Annotated in this window: 20 protein-coding genes; 11 read left to right on the forward strand and 9 right to left on the reverse strand. The window is 45.3% G+C overall.

What is annotated here, in order from left to right; all coding sequences use genetic code 11:
• Positions 1 to 148 precede the first annotated feature (148 nt).
• Entirely contained in the window at positions 149 to 1828 is a 1680-nt protein-coding gene (locus tag AK966_RS11465) for an RluA family pseudouridine synthase (protein WP_099078397.1), read from the reverse strand.
• Positions 1829 to 2017: 189 nt separating this feature from the next.
• Between AK966_RS11465 and AK966_RS11470 the strand changes: the two genes are divergently transcribed.
• Positions 2018 to 2815, forward strand: coding sequence for an HAD family hydrolase (locus AK966_RS11470; RefSeq protein WP_099078396.1), 798 nt, complete (start codon positions 2018 to 2020; stop codon positions 2813 to 2815).
• Between the two features lie 131 nt (positions 2816 to 2946).
• On the opposite strand, the gene AK966_RS11475 is transcribed toward AK966_RS11470, so the two are convergent.
• On the reverse strand, positions 2947 to 3348 hold the full coding sequence (locus AK966_RS11475; RefSeq protein ID WP_172438064.1) for a hypothetical protein: 402 nt from the start codon (positions 3346 to 3348) through the stop codon (positions 2947 to 2949).
• A 240-nt stretch (positions 3349 to 3588) separates the two neighbouring features.
• Here AK966_RS11475 and AK966_RS11480 point away from each other — a divergent pair, with 240 nt between their 5' ends.
• Complete coding sequence (locus AK966_RS11480) at positions 3589 to 3966, forward strand: DUF805 domain-containing protein (protein ID WP_099078394.1); 378 nt, start codon at positions 3589 to 3591, stop codon at positions 3964 to 3966.
• Positions 3967 to 4047: 81 nt separating this feature from the next.
• On the opposite strand, the gene fghA is transcribed toward AK966_RS11480, so the two are convergent.
• Positions 4048 to 4887 carry an S-formylglutathione hydrolase gene (fghA, locus tag AK966_RS11485; RefSeq protein WP_099078393.1) on the reverse strand — a complete coding sequence of 280 codons (840 nt, stop codon included), beginning with the start codon at positions 4885 to 4887 and terminating at the stop codon, positions 4048 to 4050.
• A 101-nt stretch (positions 4888 to 4988) separates the two neighbouring features.
• On the reverse strand, positions 4989 to 6137 hold the full coding sequence (locus tag AK966_RS11490; protein WP_099078392.1) for an S-(hydroxymethyl)glutathione dehydrogenase/class III alcohol dehydrogenase: 1149 nt from the start codon (positions 6135 to 6137) through the stop codon (positions 4989 to 4991).
• A gap of 250 nt (positions 6138 to 6387) precedes the next feature.
• Here AK966_RS11490 and AK966_RS20160 point away from each other — a divergent pair, with 250 nt between their 5' ends.
• A complete protein-coding gene (locus AK966_RS20160; protein ID WP_259343752.1) occupies positions 6388 to 6708 on the forward strand; it encodes a GNAT family N-acetyltransferase in 321 nt (106 codons plus the stop codon).
• Between the two features lie 471 nt (positions 6709 to 7179).
• On the opposite strand, the gene AK966_RS11505 is transcribed toward AK966_RS20160, so the two are convergent.
• Positions 7180 to 7764, reverse strand: coding sequence for a LysE family translocator (locus AK966_RS11505; RefSeq protein WP_119464185.1), 585 nt, complete (start codon positions 7762 to 7764; stop codon positions 7180 to 7182).
• Positions 7765 to 7911: 147 nt separating this feature from the next.
• Between AK966_RS11505 and AK966_RS11510 the strand changes: the two genes are divergently transcribed.
• Both AK966_RS11510 and AK966_RS11515 read left to right on the forward strand, forming a co-directional pair.
• A complete protein-coding gene (locus AK966_RS11510) occupies positions 7912 to 8352 on the forward strand; it encodes an Lrp/AsnC family transcriptional regulator (protein ID WP_099078387.1) in 441 nt (146 codons plus the stop codon).
• 206 nt (positions 8353 to 8558) lie between these two features.
• A complete protein-coding gene (locus AK966_RS11515; protein WP_119464186.1) occupies positions 8559 to 9737 on the forward strand; it encodes a lytic polysaccharide monooxygenase in 1179 nt (392 codons plus the stop codon).
• A 60-nt stretch (positions 9738 to 9797) separates the two neighbouring features.
• Here AK966_RS11515 and AK966_RS11520 read toward each other — a convergent pair whose 3' ends face one another.
• The 4 genes from AK966_RS11520 to AK966_RS11535 form a co-directional block, all read right to left on the reverse strand.
• Positions 9798 to 10436: an HAD family hydrolase gene (locus AK966_RS11520; protein WP_119464187.1), complete on the reverse strand. Its 639-nt coding sequence runs from the start codon at positions 10434 to 10436 to the stop codon at positions 9798 to 9800.
• 16 nt (positions 10437 to 10452) lie between these two features.
• Entirely contained in the window at positions 10453 to 10806 is a 354-nt protein-coding gene (locus AK966_RS11525) for a multidrug efflux SMR transporter (RefSeq protein WP_119464188.1), read from the reverse strand.
• A 120-nt stretch (positions 10807 to 10926) separates the two neighbouring features.
• Positions 10927 to 12204 carry an FAD-binding oxidoreductase gene (locus AK966_RS11530; RefSeq protein ID WP_119464189.1) on the reverse strand — a complete coding sequence of 426 codons (1278 nt, stop codon included), beginning with the start codon at positions 12202 to 12204 and terminating at the stop codon, positions 10927 to 10929.
• Positions 12205 to 12238: 34 nt separating this feature from the next.
• Positions 12239 to 13627 carry a glutamine synthetase family protein gene (locus AK966_RS11535; RefSeq protein WP_099078382.1) on the reverse strand — a complete coding sequence of 463 codons (1389 nt, stop codon included), beginning with the start codon at positions 13625 to 13627 and terminating at the stop codon, positions 12239 to 12241.
• Positions 13628 to 14034: 407 nt separating this feature from the next.
• On the opposite strand from AK966_RS11535, the gene AK966_RS11540 reads away from it, so the two are divergent.
• The 6 genes from AK966_RS11540 to AK966_RS11565 all read left to right on the forward strand — a co-directional run bounded on the left by AK966_RS11540 (position 14035) and on the right by AK966_RS11565 (position 20948).
• Positions 14035 to 15366, forward strand: coding sequence for a glutamine synthetase family protein (locus AK966_RS11540; protein WP_119464200.1), 1332 nt, complete (start codon positions 14035 to 14037; stop codon positions 15364 to 15366).
• A gap of 128 nt (positions 15367 to 15494) precedes the next feature.
• A complete protein-coding gene (locus AK966_RS11545) occupies positions 15495 to 16844 on the forward strand; it encodes an aspartate aminotransferase family protein (protein WP_099078381.1) in 1350 nt (449 codons plus the stop codon).
• A gap of 44 nt (positions 16845 to 16888) precedes the next feature.
• Positions 16889 to 17998: an extracellular solute-binding protein gene (locus tag AK966_RS11550; RefSeq protein WP_099078380.1), complete on the forward strand. Its 1110-nt coding sequence runs from the start codon at positions 16889 to 16891 to the stop codon at positions 17996 to 17998.
• A 54-nt stretch (positions 17999 to 18052) separates the two neighbouring features.
• Entirely contained in the window at positions 18053 to 19195 is a 1143-nt protein-coding gene (gene potA / locus AK966_RS11555; RefSeq protein ID WP_099078379.1) for a polyamine ABC transporter ATP-binding protein, read from the forward strand.
• Positions 19192 to 20109 carry a putrescine ABC transporter permease PotH gene (gene potH / locus AK966_RS11560; RefSeq protein WP_099078378.1) on the forward strand — a complete coding sequence of 306 codons (918 nt, stop codon included), beginning with the start codon at positions 19192 to 19194 and terminating at the stop codon, positions 20107 to 20109. Before potA ends, potH begins: the two co-directional genes overlap by 4 nt.
• The gene (locus tag AK966_RS11565; RefSeq protein ID WP_099078377.1) at positions 20106 to 20948 is read left to right on the forward strand and encodes an ABC transporter permease subunit; all 843 of its coding nucleotides are present in this window, start codon (positions 20106 to 20108) and stop codon (positions 20946 to 20948) included. Before potH ends, AK966_RS11565 begins: the two co-directional genes overlap by 4 nt.
• Positions 20949 to 20953: the final 5 nt, after the last annotated feature.

Here is a 20953-nt window from a genome sequence, read left to right on the forward strand (position 1 = left end):
ACGGTTGGAATGAGTATAGGACAGCTTTCTTTAAATAAGAGTACGCAGTAACAGGTGGTGTTTTAGAGCTATTTAGAACAGCATTACCTTGCGGATGCGGATGCGGATGCGGATGCGGTGTCGAGGTGTATTCCCCGACTCGCAGGCACTAGAATTCACAATCAGCCTGAAATCGCATGCGTTCTTTGCTGTAAGGATGGTTCAACTCTAACATCTCCGCATGCAAGTGCAGGCGGTTAGCTTTCTCGCCATACAGGCCATCGCCGACCATGGGCATGTTCAAACCCATATGGTGCGCGCAGTGCACACGTAATTGGTGAGTACGTCCGGTTTTTGGGTACATGTACACCTTGCTACGCTCGCCTTTCACTTCAATTAACTGCCAGTAAGTTTCGGCTGGCTTACCATGTTCAAAGCACACAAGCTGGCGTGGTCGGTCGTCAGGGTCACCACGCATTGGCAGTGAGATCTCACCTTCAGACTCGGTTAATATACCTTCTAGCAGCGCCATATAACGCTTTTGTACACCACGGCTGATGAACTGTTTTTGCAGGCTCTTATTCGCCCGTTTGGTCAAAGCAAATACCAAAATGCCCGACGTCGCCATATCCAAACGATGAATCACAAATGGGCCTTCTACGTCTGGGAACAGAGTTTGTAGGCGCGTATAGGCTGAATCTTTGATGGTTTTACCCGGAACGGAAAGCAAGCCAGAAGGCTTGTTCACTATCACCATTGCTTCGTCTTGGTATAGGATTTCTAGCTCTTTGTCTTCTGCCCAGTTCTCTGCTAATGGGTTTGCTTCCACCTCCAAGCCTTGCATCATATGGCCCAAAATTGGCTGACACTTACTGTTGCACGATGGGTAGAATTTCTTGTGTTGGCGCACTTCCGACTTAGGTGAAGCGCCCCACCAAAACTCCGCTAAAGCAAGCGGTTGGTAGCCATGTTTATATGCAAATTGAAGTAATTTAGGTGCCGCACACTCACCTGAACCTGCTGGTGGCACTGGGTTAGTGGTATGGGCAAAAATGTCAACTAAGTCGCGTTTTGCACTTCGATTATCTAAGAATTGGTATTGTTTATGCAGTTTGTGTTGCAGGGCATTAGACAAGACTCTGCGTTGCTCTTTTAGCGATGCCAATGTCTGCTCTAACTCTGATAGGCGCACTTCTTTGATTGCTAACTTTTCATCCCAAGCTTGCTTGAGGTACTTGAGGACGTTTTTTTCAGCCACGCTCTGTTTGCCCAAATCGTCCAACAGCGCTTTTAACTCTTCTGAACTTAGCGTTTGCTCACCTTGCTTACGCTGCTGTTTGCGTTCTGCACGTCTTGCAATCATCACTTGGCGGTGGGCATTTTCTTCTTGCGCATAAGCCGTGCGGTCGGCTTTAATTTCAGCTTTCAGTTGTGCTAGTTCTGGATTGGCAGCAAAGGCTTTGTACTGTGCATTTGCCGCGTTGATTGCGTCGGTTTCGTTGCGGAAAAATCCTTCTTCTGTCAGCATATCGAACACTGGCGGAACAAAACCGGGTAGTAAATTCTGATCAGCAATCTTGCCGGAAAAGGCGCTGAAAAAACCAAGCTCACCTTGTGGGTTACGTACTAGCAAAACTCCGAACATCTTGCCGCGTCCGCTTTGCTCATTCTCAAGCCCGAAATCATGTTCGAAGTCAGTTTGTGTCATTAGGTGCTGTTGCAATTGCTCAGCAGCCAACACACACAATGGATGAGGCGTGTAGTAGAACGGAAACGTAAACTGCGCTGGCAAATCGTAGCCAGAAATGTCTGCAGCAAATCGAGTAAAGCATTGTTCAGGCGAGTGCATGATTGAGAGTCCACGCGAATAAAAATCGAGCGAGGATTGTACCTGTTTTGAGAGGGATTGCTATCTTGATTTCTGAGGCGATTTCATCTTGAGATTCATCCAAGATCCTGTACCTTACTAGCTAATTTTTAGCAGCCTTGCTTCACTTTTTGAGTGATTTGCGCTGCACCATTTATAGAGTTTAAGTTGATGTCACAAGCTAGTATTAAATTTATCGCCGCCGATATGGATGGCACCTTGCTTGACCAATACGGTCGTTTAGACCCTGATTTCTTTGATCTGTTTTTGCAGTTAGAAGAGAAGGGCATTTTGTTTTCGGCTGCATCGGGTCGTCAGTATTACAGTTTGCGCGATACGTTTTCACCGATTCAAGATCGTATGATTTATGTGGCGGAAAACGGCACCTTGGTGATGTATCAAGATAAAGAGCTGTATAGCTGCACGATTCCAAAAGCAGAAATTGATGAGATTGTAAAAGCGGCTCGCGCAGTTGAAGGGACGCACCTCGTATTGTGCGGTAAACGTTCAGCTTATATCGAGACCAAAGCCCCCCACGCACTGGAAGAGTTCCAAAAATACTACCATCGCTGCGAGTACGTGCCCGATCTGTTGGCGGTTGAAGATGATTTTATCAAGGTTGCGATTTGTCATTTTGGTGGTACAGAAGAGTTGGTTTATCCAACGATGAAGGCAAAATTTGATGACACTCATCAAGTCGTAGTGAGTGCAAAAATTTGGCTAGATATCATGAATGCGCAAGCATCAAAGGGGGCGGCAATCAAGCATTTGCAAGAGACGATGAACTTTGGCCCAGAAGAAACCATGGCGTTTGGTGATTACTTCAATGACATAGAGATGCTCAAAGTGAGTGAACATTCCTACGCGATGGAAAATGCCCACGAAGCGGTGAAGAAAGTGGCCCGTTTTTCTGCACCAAGTAACCGTGACTCTGGTGTTATGAAAGTGATCCGAGAGAAAGTGCTTTAGTCTTAGCTTAATACTAATCACAGTAAGTAAATGAACAGTTATTTACTACGATTGCTATAAGTATGCCTTAGACAAACAAAAGCCTCGCGTATTCCGCGGGGCTTTTATGTTATTAGGTGTTGAGGAACGAATTAGCGCACGTAGTTAGCGGTTGCACTAACAAGCCAGTGTTGCAGTTTGCCCTCTGTGTTAGCTACCCACAGATCGTTGTGGTAACGATAGATGCGTCCGTTGACCGTTAGCGATAAAGTATTTTCGCCAGTCTGCTCCATGCGAATAAATTGATCTGACGTGACCAAAAATGGTTCGGCATCGTCAATGCCGTTGCCCTTGCTAACCACAAAGTAGCCAAACATATTACCTGCATCCGGGTCAGTCGAATGAATGCGGTGGCCGATCAGGACATAGTTATCGTTGAGTACTTCTTCAAGGGTCTTTTGCCCCATTGTTTCATGAGATGGAATAAACATCCAAGCCAATACACCTATGGCAATGACTAGCAGTAGCAGCATTGCTCGCATGAATTTTTTCATTATGTTTTCCGTTTAACGTTGGAATTTCATTTTATATATGTGCTTATCAGCTAAATTGATCAGGAAGTCAAACTTGGTCCATATTTAAATCATGGTGATTAACACTATTAGCCAGGGTCGATAGGTGAAATATCAAAATAAATTGGAACAATACGATACCTTTATAAAGGGTATATAGTCAGTGAATAGCGTATTTGATGCTCAGTAGTCAAACGGTGAGTAGGCAGAAGGAGAGAGAATATGTTTGATTGGTATTTGGGGGTGATCCGCAATTACACCGGATTTAGTGGACGAGCCAGGCGGCAAGAGTATTGGTATTTTACTTTGGTGAATATCTTGGTCAATTTAGTGATGAACATCATTGACCGTATTATGGGTAATGTATTTCAAATCGAAAACTTTGGCTTGTTTGGCGTGCTTTATGCGCTGTTTATCCTTATTCCTTCGCTTGCTGTGACCGTACGTCGCCTGCATGATACGGATCGTACAGGTTGGTGGGTATTCATCGCCATTATCCCAATCATCGGCTTTTTAGTCATGCTGTATTTCTTGGTGCAAGACAGCGAAGAGGGAACAAACCAATATGGCGACAACCCGAAGACGGTCCAATCCATGTAATCTTAATCTGAGATTCGGATATTGGATGAACCACCATTGATCGGAGTGTCCTCTGGTGGTTTTTCAAGTTCGAGTCTCTTGTTATGCAAACAAATACTTGGCGTGGAAGTTCAAGTGTTCAGCAATAAAGCTCGAGATAAAGAAGTAGCTGTGGTCATAGCCTGGCTGCATACGAAGCTTTAACGCTGAATTGTGTGTTTTGGCTGCTGCCAGTAACGCTTCAGGCTTTAATTGTTCCGCGAGGAAGTTATCTGCATCACCTTGATCAACCAAGATTGGCAGTGGCGATTGGCTTTGTTTGAGAAGCTCGCTCGCATCGTACTGTTTCCAACTTTCAATATCAGTGCCTAGGTAAGCGGTAAACGCTTTCTGACCCCAAGGGCATTTCATTGGGTTGCTGATTGGGCTAAATGCTGAAATTGAGCGGTACTGCTGTGAATTTTTTAGACCAATGGTGATCGCACCGTGGCCACCCATGCTGTGGCCCGAAATCGACTTCACGTCAGAGACTGGGAAGTTGCTTTCAATGATTGCAGGTAGCTCTTGAGTGATGTAGTCGTACATGTGGTAGTGACGTGACCACGGCTCTTGAGTTGCGTTTAGGTAGAAACCTGCACCGTTACCTAGATCGTAGTTCTCATCATCTGCAACATCGTCGCCACGTGGGCTGGTATCCGGTGCCACAATGGCGATGCCTAACTCAGACGCCATTTGAAATGCTCCGGCTTTCTGCATGAAGTTTTCATCGGTGCAGGTCAAGCCTGACAACCAGTAAATCACTGGTACTGGGTTTGATTTGGTTGCGTTAGGCGGCAAGAAGATCGCGAAGCGCATGTTGCAGTTCAAAGCGCGTGATTCGTGAGTGTACTGTTTATGCCAACCACCGAATACTTTGGCTTGGCTTAGGCTTTCAATGGTCATGGTCATCTCTCGATAAAACAAGGGCCTTAGAGCGGCTTAGTTAGTCGGCAAGTGAAAGTTTGCGACTCTCTTTCGATGTAAAAGAGAGCCGAAGCTTAAGGTTACTTATCCATGTGAAGAACAGTACGGATAGATTCACCTTTGTGCATCAATTCGAATGCTTCGTTCACGTCTTGTAGACCCATCGTGTGAGTGATGAATTCTTGTAGACCGAACTCACCCGCCATGTAACGGTTTACGATTTCTGGAAGCTCTGAGCGGCCTTTAACACCACCGAAAGCAGAACCACGCCATACGCGGCCAGTCACTAGTTGGAATGGACGAGTTGAGATCTCTTGACCTGCACCCGCAACACCAATGATGACTGACTCACCCCAACCTTTGTGACAACACTCAAGTGCTTGACGCATCACGTTTACGTTACCGATACATTCGAATGAGTAGTCAACACCACCGTCAGTCATCTCAACAATAACGTCTTGGATTGGCTTATCGAACTTCATTGGGTTGATGCAATCAGTCGCGCCAAGTTGTTTTGCTAGCTCGAACTTGCTCTCGTTGATGTCTACGCCGATGATCTTGCTTGCACCAACCATGCGAGCACCGATGATTGCAGAAAGACCGATACCGCCTAAACCGAATACAGCAACGGTGTCGCCTTTTTCGACTTTCGCTGTGTTCAGTACCGCACCCATACCAGTGGTTACGCCACAACCTAGAAGACAAACTTCTTCAAGTGGTGCTTCTTTATTTACTTTTGCTAGTGAGATCTCTGGAAGAACCGTGTACTCAGAGAAAGTAGAACAACCCATGTAGTGGAAGATTGTCTCACCGTTGATAGAGAAGCGGCTTGTGCCGTCTGGCATTAGGCCTTTACCTTGAGTTTCACGAACTGCCTGACATAGGTTAGTTTTGCCAGATTTGCAGAATTTACACTCACCACATTCTGCTGTGTAAAGCGGAATTACGTGGTCGCCAACTTCAACACTTGTTACGCCTTCGCCAACCATTTCAACGATACCGCCGCCTTCGTGGCCAAGGATAGAAGGGAAGATACCTTCTGGATCGTCACCTGATAGCGTGAATGCGTCAGTGTGACAAACACCAGTCGCAACGATGCGAACAAGAACTTCGCCCGCTTTCGGAAGCTGTACATCAACTTCTTCCATTTTAAGAGGTTCGCCGGCAGCCCATGCAACCATTGCTTTAGATTTGATGTGAGTTTGACCTGGTTTGATTTCAAGTGCCATCGGATGTTTCCTTTATATTCTCAATATAGGGAGTGTCGCCATAAGCGTAGTAGAGCTTTTATCTCCGCGCTGCGTCGTTTTGTTGGTGCCCATTTTAGGTATTTATAGAAAAATGATAATCTGGCTAAATTGAAATTGATTTTTACGTATTTGTAATAGTTGAGGCAGTGGTGTTGTTATTTACGCTGTCTCTCAGTAAGTGAGTTTTCAAAGGTTTACTTTTAAATTTGAAAAATAAATAAGGTAAATCATGCGCTTTGAATACTTGCTTGATGATGAAGTCACCCAAGAACTCGATGCTAAGTTAAGAGCTTTGCTGTCCACTTGCTTTGCCAAGGAGCAAAACAAAATTTTCCCAATCCAACACTATTTCAATGAATTGCCTCGCCATCACTATCTACTTTGGGATGGCAATAGACTTGCCGCTCATATTGCTGTGCATGAAAAGCAAGTCATGATTGACGATCAATCCTTTCCTATTTGTGGTATTGCTGAAGTCTGCGTCGATTCGGGTTCATGTGGGCAGGGATTAGTAAAAATATTGCTGAGGCTGTTCATTAGGACGCGTTAGAAAGAGGCGATGCATTTCAGCCCTGCTTGGCCTCACCTCGGTTTATCAATCCAGTGGCTATCAGCCCATCAATAACTTAAAGACGAAAGTTGCCCCGCATCATTGTGTCGGCACTGATGAGACCATGGTACGCTCTCTCAAAATCATTTGGCCACAACAGACGGTTCATTTAGTCGGCTAGCCTTTTTAAACAGATTTTCTCCGCATTTCACTTTGTGTGACGAACCTGTCAGCATCGTGCTTGTCGGTCAGAATGAATGGGGTGTCGCTATTAAGAAAGAAAAGCGACAAAGCAGTGAAAGAAAAGCCAAAATCGAATGTATCGATAAAGCTTATGTTTGATGGTGTTAATATTCTTTTCACTGCCATTGCGACTATGACCCAATCCAACTCTATAAGTGGCGATTATTTGTACTTACCGATCAAAGGACTTGCCAAAACTTGATCACACTTATCCTTGCTTTTTGTCATTTATATCATTGGGATAGTCGATAAAAGCAGAAGAGCAGCCATGGAATAGTTAAAGCTTTTGATTCGCTTGGATGTGGTTAACCAACGTTGAAGTTGCATGCCTGCGGCAGTCCAAAAAGTCACGGATGGTAAATTCGCCAAGCAAAAGATGCCAGCAATGAAAGCCAGATCAAGCCAAGAGCCACCACTGCTATAAACCGTGATGGCGGTAAGTGCCATAGACCAACCTTTTGGGTTCACCCACTGGAAGGCCACCGCACCTAAAAAGCTCATTGGCTGATAATTGTGTTTGACTTCGGTTTTGCTGCTGGTGGCAATTTTGTACGTGAGGTACAACAAGTACGTCAGGCTCAAGATTTTGAGAATGCTATGTGTGATTGGGTAAGCGTGGAATAAGCCCATCAAACCAATGCCAACTAAAATCAACATTGCGGCAAAACCCAAAGTAATACCTAACATATGAGGGATTGTGCGTTTAAAGCCGACGTTAGCGCCCGAGGTCATAAGCATGATGTTGTTCGGGCCTGGAGTGAAGGTCGAGACAAACGCAAACAGCGCCAACGCTCCAAGTTGATGATATTCCATAGTGTGTTCCTGAATTTTTGTTGCTGCCACTCATCGGGGCAAAGGGTTACATTTTCTGACCGGTCGAGAACAATGATAGGTAGAAGTGCTATCAATTTTGTGCTTATATTTGATGAAAATACGCCCATTAAACAATAAAAGAGCACCATGGATAGGTTTGACGAAAGAATATTGCAAATAATGAAATTAGACGGAAGAATCTCTAACGTGGAGCTGTCTGAACGTGTGGGATTATCACCATCTGCGACTTTACGTCGAGTGCAAGATTTGGAGCGTAAGGGCGTGATCAAAGGCTACCGTGCGGTGCTGGATAACCAACAAATGGGCGTTGGTTTTGTCGCTTATGTATCGATCGGTTTAGCATCCCACTCGAAGCAGGCTCAGCTTGGTTTTGAAGATCACGTCCGCTTTGTTGATGAAGTGGTGGAGTGCCATAATATCACTGGCGCGAACGAATACTTGCTACGAGTGGAAACTCAAGACTTGGCGTCTTATAAAGCTTTTCATGCCGATGTGCTAGGGGAGTGTGAACATGTTAAAGCGATCACGACTATGGTCGTGATGGATACTCCGAAGGACCAACGTTAGGCTACCTATTGTTGTAGCACGTATATTTGAAGTGCGTCGAAAGACTACGTCGAGTAGGGTGGTGGTTAACATTGAATGTTGGAAAGCAACCAGCAATCTGACACAGCCAGCATTAATTCTCACCGTCTAAATAATCTCATCCTGCTAGCTTTGCTACATCGCGACTTGATTCGCGAGTAGTGAGTCAGCAAATGTAAGGATGAATGATGAAATCATACGTAACCCTCCCTCTGGTGAGCTTGGGCGCAGTCGCGGCTTTGAGCTCTTTTAATGTCAATGCCCATGGCTGGGTCGAGTTTCCAAGCGCACGCCAAAACACCTGTTATTTAGATGGCGGATTTTGGACCAATGAAATTCCAAACCAAGCTTGTCAGGCGGCTTATGACGAATCGGGTGCATACCCATTTGTGCAGCGCAGTGAAATTGCCGCGAATGTGCCAAATTACCGCGATATGGCCCATGTAAAAGCTATCGTACGTGACGGTGAGCTTTGTTCGGCGGGTGATGCTGCTAAGAAAGGTTTGAATATCCCATCGCCAAACTGGCAGCGTACCAATGTAACGCTAGATACCAATAACCAAATTGAGATGGTGTTCTTTGGTAAAGCGCCACATAACCCGTCTTATTGGGAGTTTTATCTTTCCAAACCAACTTATGATGATACACAGCCTCTTACTTGGAATGATTTAGAACTGATGGATACCGCTGGTGATGTGTATGTTGATGCTGAAAAACGTTATCGAATTCAAGTGACCTTCCCAGCCGATCGCTCAGGTGATGCCATTCTTTTTACCCGTTGGCAGCGTATTGATGTCGTGGGTGAGGGTTTCTACAACTGTAGTGATATTACGTTAAGCGGAAATGGGACGACACCTCCGACTGACCCAGTCGAGCCAACTGATCCGGCAAACAACCTGACTTCTTTAGGCTATTTTGTGGCGCAAGGTTTTGGTCCTGTTGAATCGGGCGATACCGTGCGTTTCCGTACCTTTAGTGCAACAGGCTCTGAGATCGTTGATCTTTCGCTTGCCATCAGTACAAACAACACCACAACGTGGGCTGCAGAGTTGGCCGATCAATTTAACTCACAACAAACCGGTGATTGGTACGTTGGCATTTGGCATGAAGCAATGAAACATTACATGTTCGATACGAATAATATCTACGCGAACCAAGTACTGGCGCCGAATGCCAATTTTAGTTATGCGTTGTCATTGATTAAAGGTGATACCACACCACCAGTTGAGCCGACCAATCTTTGGAGCAAAGATGCGATTTACAACCAAGGTGATGTTGTGACGCACAACGGTCGTGAATGGACAGCACAATGGTGGACGCGTGGCGAAGAGCCTGGTACCACGGGTGAATGGGGCGTTTGGCGCTAATTTATTTCCATTCCAAATAGACAAAACCCTTCTGGATAGAGAAGGGTTTCTTGCTTCTGATTATTCATTTTTGCTTTTCAGGCTATCGGGAGACCAAGGTTGCCAGTTCATCATCCTATGGTCTGCTAGTTTGAGCATTGGGATATCTTCATGAGTATCACCATACGCATATATCGCTTGATACTTGTTTAAATCAAAAGCGGCTTTGACACGTTCCACTTTTCTACTCAAGCTGCAATCACCGCTCAAATAGAAGCCACTAATATGTTTGCTGTCGCCAAGCAATTCGCTACAAAGTAATTGATAACCCAGACCTTTACACCAAGGGCTTAGGTAAGCGTTAAGTGAAGCCGAAACCACGACAATGGTATCACCTTGTGTTTGATGCCAGTCCAAACGGGCTTGAGCCTCGGGGCGAATGTGCTGAGCGATCACCTCTTGTGCAAATTGCGCCCCCAAAGTACTGACTTGTTCGGTACTGCGCCCTAAAAAAGCAATAAAGCTGGCGATAGGTCGCATTCGTTTTGCCGGAATAATGCCAGTCTTGAAAAGGGCGTAAAATGGCATGATCACCACATTCCCGAACCACTTGCGCGGGCCAGAGACTGCATAGTGAAGGAATGCGCTAAACATGTCCTCGTCAGTGATGGTGCCATCAAAATCAAACAGTGCTAAAGCGGGCTTTCGAGAGTCTGACAATCTGTTGCCTTATGGTTTAATGTGCGTGTCCGTGGGAGAAGTTTATCACCATCACGCCCACAGCGATAAGTGCCATGCCAATCCACAAGTTGGTATCCATATGTTGGCGGTGCACCAAATGATAAATTAAGGTGACAGACACAATAGCGACTCCTGCCCAAAGTGCGTGAACAATACCAACGGGCATACCATCTTTCATTGCTTGGATTAAACAAACGAATGCAGCCAAGTGACCAATGAGAACCAGTGTCGCGGGGATGTGTATACTAAAACAGTCGGTTGCTTTAAGTGCCACATGTGAAAGGGCTTCACGCCCACGCCTAACTAACTTGATGAGTTGGTATGCGTAGGGGCGCGATGTGTAACACATGGCATTCTTCTAGGCGTCGATTTTAGTCATAAGAGCGATTACATGAGTATATCTAAGAGATGATGGCGGTGTTAAGGGCCGAACTTTCGACCCTTTTGATACGCATTGTGTTCGAGATGATTAAAGTAAATCACGGACTCGGAAGTAGGACATGGCTAACACCAATGCAGGGGTGCGAAATAGTCGCCCACCAGGGAATGACATATGAGGGATCTTGTCGAAAATGGCAAAGCGCTCTGCCGTTGTTGCGACACACTCGGCCATTAAGGTCCCCGCCATTCCCGTTGCAGCAATACCGTGGCCAGAAAAGCCTTGAGCAAAGTAAACATTGGGTTTGAGTCGGCCGAAATGAGGGGCGCGATTCATGGTAATTGCCACATTTCCTCCCCAGGCGAAATCGACTTTGACATGGTTCAGTTGAGGAAATATGTCTACCATTCTTTTTCGCATCGCATTCTCTAAATTAAATGGTGCCACACCTGAATAGCTGACTCGTCCGCCAAATAACATTCGATGGTCGCCAGAGCAACGGAAGTAGTCGAGTACAAAGTTAATATCACAGGCGGAGATATGGTTTTTCATTAGCTCATTGGTTAAAGTTTCATCAAGAGGCTCAGTGGCGCATACATAAGTGCCAACGGGCATGACTTTATTTTCTAAAGAACTTTCAAGTCCATCCATGTAGGCGTTACATGCAAGAATGACGTGATTGGCTTTCACCGTGCCTTGTTTAGTAAAGAGAACGGCAGGATCGCCATGTTCGATTTTAGTCACCGCACTTTCTTCAAAAAACTGAGCGCCGGCGGCTTTCGCTGCATTGACTATGCCGAGAGTGTAATTCAATGGGTGTAAATGGCCGCTATTGCTGTCAAACATCCCCGACGTGTACTTGTCGCTGGCAATATTTTCTCGGACTTGGTTTTGACCCCACATTTCAAGGGAGCCATAACCATAGCGCTCAGTCAGGTCATCATGCCACTGTTGAAGTTCTTTATCATGGCGCGGCTTCATGCCTAAATGCACCATGCCATCACGCCAGTCACAGTCGATGTTGTATTTTTTGATATTGTTTTTGGTCAGAGCTAAGGCCTCAATGGAAATATCCCAAAGTTTTTTCGCATCCGACTGGCCGACAAGTTTTTCGAGCGTGGGCTGTTCTGCTGCCCAGCCAAAAATTGCCTGACCACCGCTTCGTCCTGATGCTCCCCAACCCACACGATTTGCTTCCAATACAATCACGCTAAAGCCTTGGTTTGCTAGCTCAAGCGCCGCAGTTGCACCCGTGATACCAGATCCAACGACACACACATCGGCAACATGGTCACCCTTTAATTTTGGAAAACGTAAATCCAAGTTTTTTGATGCAGCATAGTAAGAGTGAGTGTGTTTGGTGCTCATCTTGACGTCCTTTTCTTATGATATTGATTAAAACTTAGCGGTACCATTGGTATTCAAGTGGGGATACTTGAGCTGAGAATCTTTCCTGTTCATGCTTTTTGTTTGCCAGATAGACCTTGCAAAACTCTTCGCCAAAGCTAGCTTGTAAAAATGCACTTGTCGCAAATGCTTGTAGTGAGCTGTCCCAGGAGCTTGGTAGAGGTTGTAACTCTAGTAAATTAGCGTCACCTTCGATAGGTGCTGGTGGTGTCAGATTGCTTTCAATACCATCAATGATGGATGCGAACAAAACAGACACGGTCAGATACGGGTTTACGTCCGCACCGGATAGACGGTGTTCGATTCGTTTATCTTCAACGCCGCTGGCGGGCACCCTTACGGCAACGGTTCGGTTATCCCAGCCCCATGACGCATGTAATGGTACGAACATATTGGGCTGCAAGCGTCGGTAAGAGTTTGCGTTGGGCGCAAATACAGCCATACATTCATCCATATGTTCTAATACACCAGCAATGGCATTAAGCAGTAAATCTTCATTATGCCCGAGCATGTTAATGCCATCTTTATTCTGCAAGCTGATGTGGACATGACAGCCACTGCCAGCATATTCCGTGTAAGGCTTCGCCATGAAGTTGGCATGAAAACCGTGTTTTTTTGCGACAGCGCGGACGACACGTTTTAGCAGCATGGCATGATCGCAGGCTAACAAGATATCAGTTGAATGCTTCAGGTTGACTTCAAATTGGCCAGGAGCATATTCGGCGGTGATGTTTTCTGCTGGAATGCCTTGCGTTTGGCAGGCGCTGACGACTTCATCCAAGAACGCTTTAAATTCATCGAGTTCTTCGAGTGAATAAACCTGTGTTTGTGTCATGCGATCGCCACTCACTGGCATAAGCGGTGGTTGGGGGCTTCCTGCGTCATCGTGTTCAAGATCTTGTAAATAAAACTCCAACTCAATCGCGATACAAGGGTGAAAACCTTTGCTCTGAAGTTTCTCGAGTTGTTGAGCGAGTACGTGCCTTGGATCAGCAAAGAAGGGTTGGTTGGTATCCGGCTCGTACATAGTAACGATGGCTTGGGCACTGTTTTCTTGCCAAGGTACAATCTGCAAAGAGTTCGGAACCATATGGCAGATACGGTCACCATCGCCTTTTTCAAATCCCAGCCCAGTTTCTTCGACGGTTTCACCGCAGATATCAAGCGCAAAAACAGAAGCGGGTAAGCAAATACCTTGCTCGAGTACTTTGCTTAACTGGGTGGTGTTGATCCGCTTACCTCTTACAACACCGTTCATATCGAACAAGATCAGATCAATTGTCGTAATGTTTGGGTGGCGTTCAATAAATTGAGCAATCTCTAACTGCTCTTGTTTGGTTTTTAGTCGATTAATGTTATTTGGTTGATCGGCAAGACTACTCATACCCACAGTGACTCCTCCACGTTAAACGTAAAAATTCCTTGTTCTATAAAGGCTCAGAAATGCCCGCAGACCACATTGCTTGCTTTTTAACCATACACGCAATGTTCAGTAAATTACAACACAAATGTAACTCAAATGTTAATGAATGCTTGGTATATTATAAAATATTTAACATGACCGGTTGACTTTTGAGCAGATTCAGGCCAATGCTAAATAAAGCTTTTTGAGACATCCATGAATTTTTGGATGGAGTAATAACCGGGATTTTCTTTACCTAGCACGCCAGAAAGAGGATTGGGATTAAGGAAAACATCCGATTGTTATTTTGTTGCCAGTCAGTGGTTAACCGTGCTAGCGCAAGCCTGAAGCGTATTTTAATGGACGAAAAATGTAGCAAAGAAGGATTTATGGAAACAATCAAGAAATGGATTGAAGAGAATCGTATTACTGAGGTTGAGTGCCTTATCCCCGATATCACAGGCAATGCACGAGGCAAGATCATGCCCGCCAAAAAATTTCTTCGAGAAGGGGGGATGCGTCTTCCCGAGGTGGTTTTTTTCCAAACGGTGAACGGTGATTGGCCAGACGATGAAAGTATGATCGATCTGACTGAGAAAGACATGAATCTAGAGCCCGATCCAAACACGATTAGATTTGTTCCATGGGCAAAAGATCCAACAGCTCAGGTGATTCATGACTGTCAGACGGTAGATGGTGATCCAGTCGAAATCTCGCCAAGGGCAGTATTAAGACGTGTTTTGGCTCTCTATGAAAAAGAGGGTTGGAGCCCGATTGTCGCGCCTGAGCTTGAGTTTTTCCTAGTGCAAAAGAATCTCGATTGGGACTACCCACTTGAGCCGCCTATTGGACGAAATGGCAGACCAGAAACCGCAAGACAGTCGTTCAGTATTGATGCCGTGAATGAATTCGATCCTATTTTTGAGGATATGTATGACTACTGTGAGATACAGGGCTTAGACGTCGATACGTTAGTTCATGAATCGGGCGCAGCACAGATGGAATTAAACTTCGATCACGGTGAGCCTTTGGATCGCGCTGATCAGGTGTTTCTATTTAAACGTACAGTCAGAGAAGCGGCGCTACGCCATGATGTTTACGCCACCTTTATGGCGAAACCGATGGAGCATGAGCCAGGCAGCGCCATGCATATTCACCAAAGCTTGGTGGATGCGAATGGCAAAAACTTGTTCGCCAATGACGATGGTTCTAACAGCGAACTGTTCCTCAACTATATTGCCGGCATGCAAAAATATACGCCTGCAGCGATTGCCTTTTTTGCTCCCAATATCAATTCCTATCGTCGTTTAGTCTTTGGCGACTCGGCACCAACCAATGTGGCATGGGGAGAAGATAACCGAACGGTTGGGCTTCGAGTCCCCGTCTCTGATAAAAATTCCCGTCGTATTGAAAACCGTTATGCCGGTGCCGATGCGAACCCATATTTAGCCATGGCATTAACACTAGCGTGTGGCTACTTGGGAATGAAAGAGAAACTCACGCCGACACCACAAAGTACCGGTGATATGACGACCGAACCTTATTCACTTCCTCATACGTTGGAAGAGGCTTTGGTGTTGCTAGAAAATTGTAATGAGTTGAGAGAAATTCTCGGTGATCGATTTGTTTCAGCTTATGTTGCGATTAAGCGCAAAGAGTACAAAACATTCTTTCAAGTGATCAGTTCTTGGGAGCGTGAGTTCTTACTTCTTAACGTATAAATCCAACTTAACGTATCAACGGAGGTCATTTCCTATGAAAGGAGGCTTCTAAGTGGAAAACATTTGTTTGTGGAGATAGCGGGCAAGTCGTCCTTGCACGTTATTAATATTAAAAATGGAAAGAAACTATGTCTAAATGGATCGAACAAGATAGTGCACATTGTTTGCACCCTTTTACTAACTTCAAGGCTCTAAATAATAAGGGCTCTCGCATTATTAAACGCGCAGAAGGTGTTTATATCTATGACGAGGATGATAACAAGATCCTTGATGGTATGGCCGGGTTATGGTGCGTGAATATGGGCTACAGCTGTCAGCCTCTTATTGATGCCGCCACCAAGCAGATGCAAGAACTGCCTTACTACAACTTGTTCTTCCAAACCACGCATCCACCCGCGGTAGAGTTATCTACATTGTTGGCTGAAGTGACACCAGAAGGCATGAATCACGTATTCTTTACTGGATCGGGTTCTGAGTGTAATGACACCGTGGTGAGAATGGTGCGCCACTACTGGGCAAGCCTTGGTAAACCAGAAAAGCAAACCATTATCAGTCGAAAAAATGCTTACCACGGTAGTACGATGGCGGGGGCGAGCCTCGGCGGTATGGCGTTTATGCATGCTCAAGGTGGTCTTCCTTTACCTAATATCGTTCATATTGATCAGCCTTACTATTTTGGTGAAGGTAATGGTGTAGATGAAGCGGAATTTGGTTTAGAGCGGGCAAGACAACTTGAAGAGAAAATTTTAGAACTGGGTGAAGAAAACGTCGCTGCCTTTATTGCTGAACCTATTCAGGGGGCGGGTGGCGTGATCATTCCGCCTGCGAGTTATTGGCCAGAGATCCAACGCATCTGTGACAAGTATGAAATTCTACTGATTGTTGATGAAGTGATTTGTGGTTTTGGTCGTACGGGGGAGTGGTTCGCAAGTCAAACATTCAACATTCAGCCAGATTTAATGTGTATGGCGAAGGGGATCACATCAGGATACTTACCTTTAGGCGGTGTTATGGTTCGTGATCATGTTGCTAAGGTATTGACTGATGCTGATACCGAGTTTGCCCACGGTTTCACTTATTCCGGTCACCCAGCAGCTTGTGCTGTTGCCATCGCCAATATCAAAGAAATGCAACGTCTCAACATCGTTAATCAGGTACGAGAAGACACGGGACCGTATTTTGCTAAGCGTTGGGCAGAATTAGCCGACCACCCTATGGTTGGAGAGGCGCGCAGTCTTGGGTTGGTAGGCGCGATTGAGTTAGTTAAGGACAAAGAGACCAAAGAACGCTTCGATAAAGAGTTAGATGTTGGTACTCGATGTCGCGAACATTGTTTTAATAATGGCGTCGTGTTGAGAGCCGTCGGAGACTCAATGATCTGCTCACCACCACTGATTATCAGTAAATCTGAAATTGACGACTTAGTTGAATTTGCAAAACAGTCTTTAACTAACACACTCGCCGACGTTCAGCAGTAGCCGACGAGGATAACACCAAAGCGCAACAGGGAACGGAGATCCAAATGGAAAAAATAAAAGCTTACTTTGGGGTAGCGTTGGGGATGACGATTGGGTTAACCCCGTTAACATCACTTGCTGCTGAAGACAAAGTACTCAATATCTATAACTGGTCTGATTATATTGCCGAAGACACCATTGCTAAGTTTGAAAAGGAAACGGGCATTGAAGTGGTCTATGATGTTTTTGATTCTAACGAAGTTTTGGAAGCAAAAATTCTGTCAGGCAATACCGGCTTTGACATTGTCGTACCGAGTAACGATTTCTTGGGTAGGCAGGCAAAAGCTGGCGCTTTCCAAAAGCTGGATAGAGAAAAGCTGAGCAACTATAAAAACCTAGACCCGAAACTTATGGGCATTCTGGCAGAAACAGTTGACCCAGAGAATGCCTACTCAGTGCCTTACCTTTGGGGTACAACCGGCATTGGCTATAACGTTGAAAAAGTCAAAGCCGCATTGGGAGAGGATGCCCCAGTGGACAGTTGGGATTTGGTGTTTAAACCAGAGAATATGGAAAAACTGTCAAAATGTGGTGTTGGGTTCTTGAATGCGCCAACAGAGATCATGATGGCTGCGCTTAATTATGTTGGTAAAAACCCAAACAGCACCGATCCGAATGACTATAAGAAAGATGCACTTGAGGTATTGAAACCCGTACGCCCATATGTCACTTACTTCCACTCTTCGCAATACATTAATGACTTAGCAAACGGTGATATTTGTGTCGCAATTGGTTGGTCAGGGGACGTTCTGCAAGCGGCGGACCGAGCGGCAGAGGCGGATAATGGTGTTGAAATTGCCTACTCCATTCCGAAAGAAGGCGCATTAGCATGGTTTGATTTGATGGCCATTCCTAAAGACGCGAAGCATCCGGAAAATGCGCATCTTTTCATTAACTTCTTGCTAAGACCGGAAATCATCGCAGAAATCAGTAACTACGTTTGGTATGCGAACCCGAACCCAGCTTCACGTGAGTTTATTGATGCTGAAATTCTGGAAGATCCAGGCATCTACCCAGACGAGGAAACACAAAAGAAACTGTTCAGTTCAAAAATGTTACCTCATAAAACCGCTCGTGCAATGACACGTGCGTGGACTGATTTTGTCAAAAACTAGATAGATAGAACATGGCGGCCTTAAACGGGTCGCCGCTTTTGTTTGGAGAATGCCATGACAGTGATGTCACTTGATACCGATCGTCCTCATTTACATGTGGATTCAACACCGCCAAAACCATTACTTGAAATCAGAGGATTAACGAAAAACTTTGATGGCCATGTGGCCGTAGATGGTGTGGATTTAACGATCAACCAAGGCGAACTTTTCGCTTTGCTTGGGGCATCGGGTTGCGGAAAATCAACCTTGTTAAGGATGCTCGCCGGTTTTGAGCAACCTTCCGCAGGGCAGATCATCTTAGATGGTGAAGATCTGGCCGATATTCCCCCGTATCGACGTCCCGTGAATATGATGTTCCAATCCTATGCGTTGTTTCCTCACATGACCGTCGCTGGCAACATTGCATTTGGTTTAAAGCAGGATGGCATGTCACGCCAAGAAATTGATGAGACCGTCAAACAGATGCTGGAATTGGTGCACATGTCTGACTATGCCAAACGAAAACCACATCAACTCTCTGGTGGGCAAAAACAGCGTGTTGCACTCGCTCGTAGTTTAGCCAAAAAACCTAAACTGCTGCTTCTTGATGAACCAATGGGCGCGCTAGATAAAAACCTAAGAGAGAAAATGCAACTCGAAGTGGTGGATATCCTAGAGCGTGTGGGCGTGACTTGTGTGATGGTGACACATGATCAAGAAGAAGCCATGACGATGGCCAGCCGAATTGCCATCATGAATAAAGGACAGTTTGTTCAAATTGATTCTCCGGAAGCCATTTATGAGCACCCTAACTCTAAATTCTCAGCGACCTTTATCGGCTCAGTGAATATATTTGAAGGGCTCCTAGAAACAAATCAGAACGACAATTGTACGGTGAGAAGCCATGAGCTGGAGCAACCAATTTATATTAATCATGGCATTTCTGGTGCGCCGGGAATTTCGGTGATGATCGCGGTTCGCCCTGAAAAAATGACATTGAGCACACGTGCAAACCATTCGGCAAACAGCTGCTCTGGGGTTGTTGAAGACATTGCCTATATGGGTAATCAGTCGATTTATCATGTTCGTTTAGCATCAGGCAAGTTGGTGACGGCAACGTTACAAAATACCACCCGTTTACGGAAAGATATGCCAACGTGGGAGCAGAAGGTTACGCTCAGTTGGGACACGGAAAGTTGCGTGGTACTAAAAATATGATGAAATCAGCCAAATTGAATATCTGGCGTGTGATCCCAACGCCCAAATGCTTATTGCTTGCCGTCCCGTATGGGTGGTTATTACTGTTTTTCTTACTTCCATTCTTGATTGTTTTTAAAATCAGTTTTGCGGAAGCGCAGATTTCAATACCGCCATACTCTGAATTACTTAGTTATGCCGAGCAACAACTACAGCTACTGTTGAATATAGGTAACTACCAATACCTGCTTGAAGACGATCTCTATGTCTCTTCTTATATGGAGTCGATACGCATTGCGCTTATTTCGACGTTGTTGTGTCTATTGATCGGTTTTCCTATTGCGTGGGCCATTGTGCACTCTACACCGTCGATGCGTAACGTACTGCTGATGCTCATTATTTTGCCGTCATGGACGAGTTTCTTGATTCGAGTGTACGCTTGGATAGGGATCCTCAAAAACAATGGGCTACTCAATAATGTGTTATTAACGGTTGGGGCCATTGATGAGCCGCTCAAAATATTGCATACCGATATCGCGGTGTATATCGGTATCGTTTATACCTATTTACCTTTCATGGTCTTACCCTTGTATACCGCGCTCATGCGAGTGGATTATTCATTGATTGAAGCCGCTGGTGATTTAGGTGCCAAACCAGCAACAACGCTGTTTAGCGTTTTGGTGCCGTTGACCCGGGCGGGCATTATTGCTGGATCGATGTTGGTCTTTATTCCTGCGGTAGGGGAGTTTGTTATTCCCGAACTGCTCGGTGGGCCGGATTCAATTCTCATCGGCAAAGTATTATGGCAAGAGTTTTTCAATAACCGAGATTGGCCAGTGGCCTCGGCAGTGGCCATCGTGATGCTGCTGGTATTAATGGTGCCAATTCTTTGGTTCCACCGTTATCAAAAGCGTGAATTGGAGGCGCAAGGATGAATGATATTCCAGTTTACAACAATCGATGGAAGTGGCTGATTCTGGGGATGGGTTTTACCTTTCTTTACTTACCAATTTTGATCTTGATTATTTACTCTTTTAACGAAAATCGTTTAGTTACGGTTTGGTCAGGATTCTCTTTCAAATGGTACTCGGAATTGTTTGATGACGATTTGCTAATGGGTGGGGTTAAACTCAGCTTATTGATCGGTGTCCTTTCTGCCAGTGCTGCGGTTGTTCTGGGTACAATCGCCGCCTTTGTATTGAATCGTTTCGGTAGTTTTAAAGGTGAGACGGGTTTTGCCTTTATGATAACGGCGCCATTGGTGATGCCAGAAGTGATCACTGGTTTGTCTTTGCTACTCCTTTTTATTGCTATAGGGCAAGTATTTGATTTGTTTAATCAGCGTGGAATGATGACGATTTGGATTGCGCATGTCACTTTTTGTACGGCTTATGTAACAGTGGTGGTGAGCTCCAGATTACAAGAGGTTGATCGCTCAATAGAAGAAGCGGCGATGGATCTTGGTGCGCCACCTTGGAAAGTGTTTTTTCAAATTACGTTGCCAAGTATTGCCCCTGCGATTCTTGCAGGCTGGTTATTGGCTTTTACGTTATCGCTTGACGATTTGGTGATTGCCAGTTTTGTGTCGGGTCCAAGCGCAACAACGTTACCAATGGTGGTGTTTTCCAGTGTAAGGCTTGGGGTTAGTCCTAAAATCAATGCTCTCGCAACGTTGATTATTATGGCGGTGGCATGTGCGACCTTTATCGCGTGGTGGGTGTTAGCCAAAGCAGAAAAGCGCCGGTTACAAGAGATTAAGATGAGTGAACAGTAAGGCTA

The organism is Vibrio sp. PID23_8 (assembly GCF_003584965.1).
Classification (GTDB): Bacteria; Pseudomonadota; Gammaproteobacteria; order Enterobacterales; family Vibrionaceae; genus Vibrio.

Coding starts and splice junctions, on each gene's coding strand:
- AK966_RS11470 (WP_099078396.1), top strand. CDS start 2,018: ATGTCACAAGCTAGTATTAAATTTATCGCCGCCGATATGGATGGCACC.
- AK966_RS11535 (WP_099078382.1), bottom strand. CDS start 13,627: ATGAGTAGTCTTGCCGATCAACCAAATAACATTAATCGACTAAAAACC.
- AK966_RS11545 (WP_099078381.1), top strand. CDS start 15,495: ATGTCTAAATGGATCGAACAAGATAGTGCACATTGTTTGCACCCTTTT.
- potA (WP_099078379.1), top strand. CDS start 18,053: ATGACAGTGATGTCACTTGATACCGATCGTCCTCATTTACATGTGGAT.
- AK966_RS11505 (WP_119464185.1), bottom strand. CDS start 7,764: ATGGAATATCATCAACTTGGAGCGTTGGCGCTGTTTGCGTTTGTCTCG.
- fghA (WP_099078393.1), bottom strand. CDS start 4,887: ATGACCATTGAAAGCCTAAGCCAAGCCAAAGTATTCGGTGGTTGGCAT.
- AK966_RS11490 (WP_099078392.1), bottom strand. CDS start 6,137: ATGGCACTTGAAATCAAACCAGGTCAAACTCACATCAAATCTAAAGCA.
- AK966_RS11515 (WP_119464186.1), top strand. CDS start 8,559: ATGAAATCATACGTAACCCTCCCTCTGGTGAGCTTGGGCGCAGTCGCG.
- AK966_RS11510 (WP_099078387.1), top strand. CDS start 7,912: ATGGATAGGTTTGACGAAAGAATATTGCAAATAATGAAATTAGACGGA.
- AK966_RS11540 (WP_119464200.1), top strand. CDS start 14,035: ATGGAAACAATCAAGAAATGGATTGAAGAGAATCGTATTACTGAGGTT.
- AK966_RS11530 (WP_119464189.1), bottom strand. CDS start 12,204: ATGAGCACCAAACACACTCACTCTTACTATGCTGCATCAAAAAACTTG.
- AK966_RS20160 (WP_259343752.1), top strand. CDS start 6,388: ATGCGCTTTGAATACTTGCTTGATGATGAAGTCACCCAAGAACTCGAT.
- AK966_RS11565 (WP_099078377.1), top strand. CDS start 20,106: ATGAATGATATTCCAGTTTACAACAATCGATGGAAGTGGCTGATTCTG.
- AK966_RS11550 (WP_099078380.1), top strand. CDS start 16,889: ATGGAAAAAATAAAAGCTTACTTTGGGGTAGCGTTGGGGATGACGATT.
- AK966_RS11525 (WP_119464188.1), bottom strand. CDS start 10,806: ATGTGTTACACATCGCGCCCCTACGCATACCAACTCATCAAGTTAGTT.
- potH (WP_099078378.1), top strand. CDS start 19,192: ATGATGAAATCAGCCAAATTGAATATCTGGCGTGTGATCCCAACGCCC.
- AK966_RS11465 (WP_099078397.1), bottom strand. CDS start 1,828: ATGCACTCGCCTGAACAATGCTTTACTCGATTTGCTGCAGACATTTCT.
- AK966_RS11475 (WP_172438064.1), bottom strand. CDS start 3,348: ATGAAAAAATTCATGCGAGCAATGCTGCTACTGCTAGTCATTGCCATA.
- AK966_RS11480 (WP_099078394.1), top strand. CDS start 3,589: ATGTTTGATTGGTATTTGGGGGTGATCCGCAATTACACCGGATTTAGT.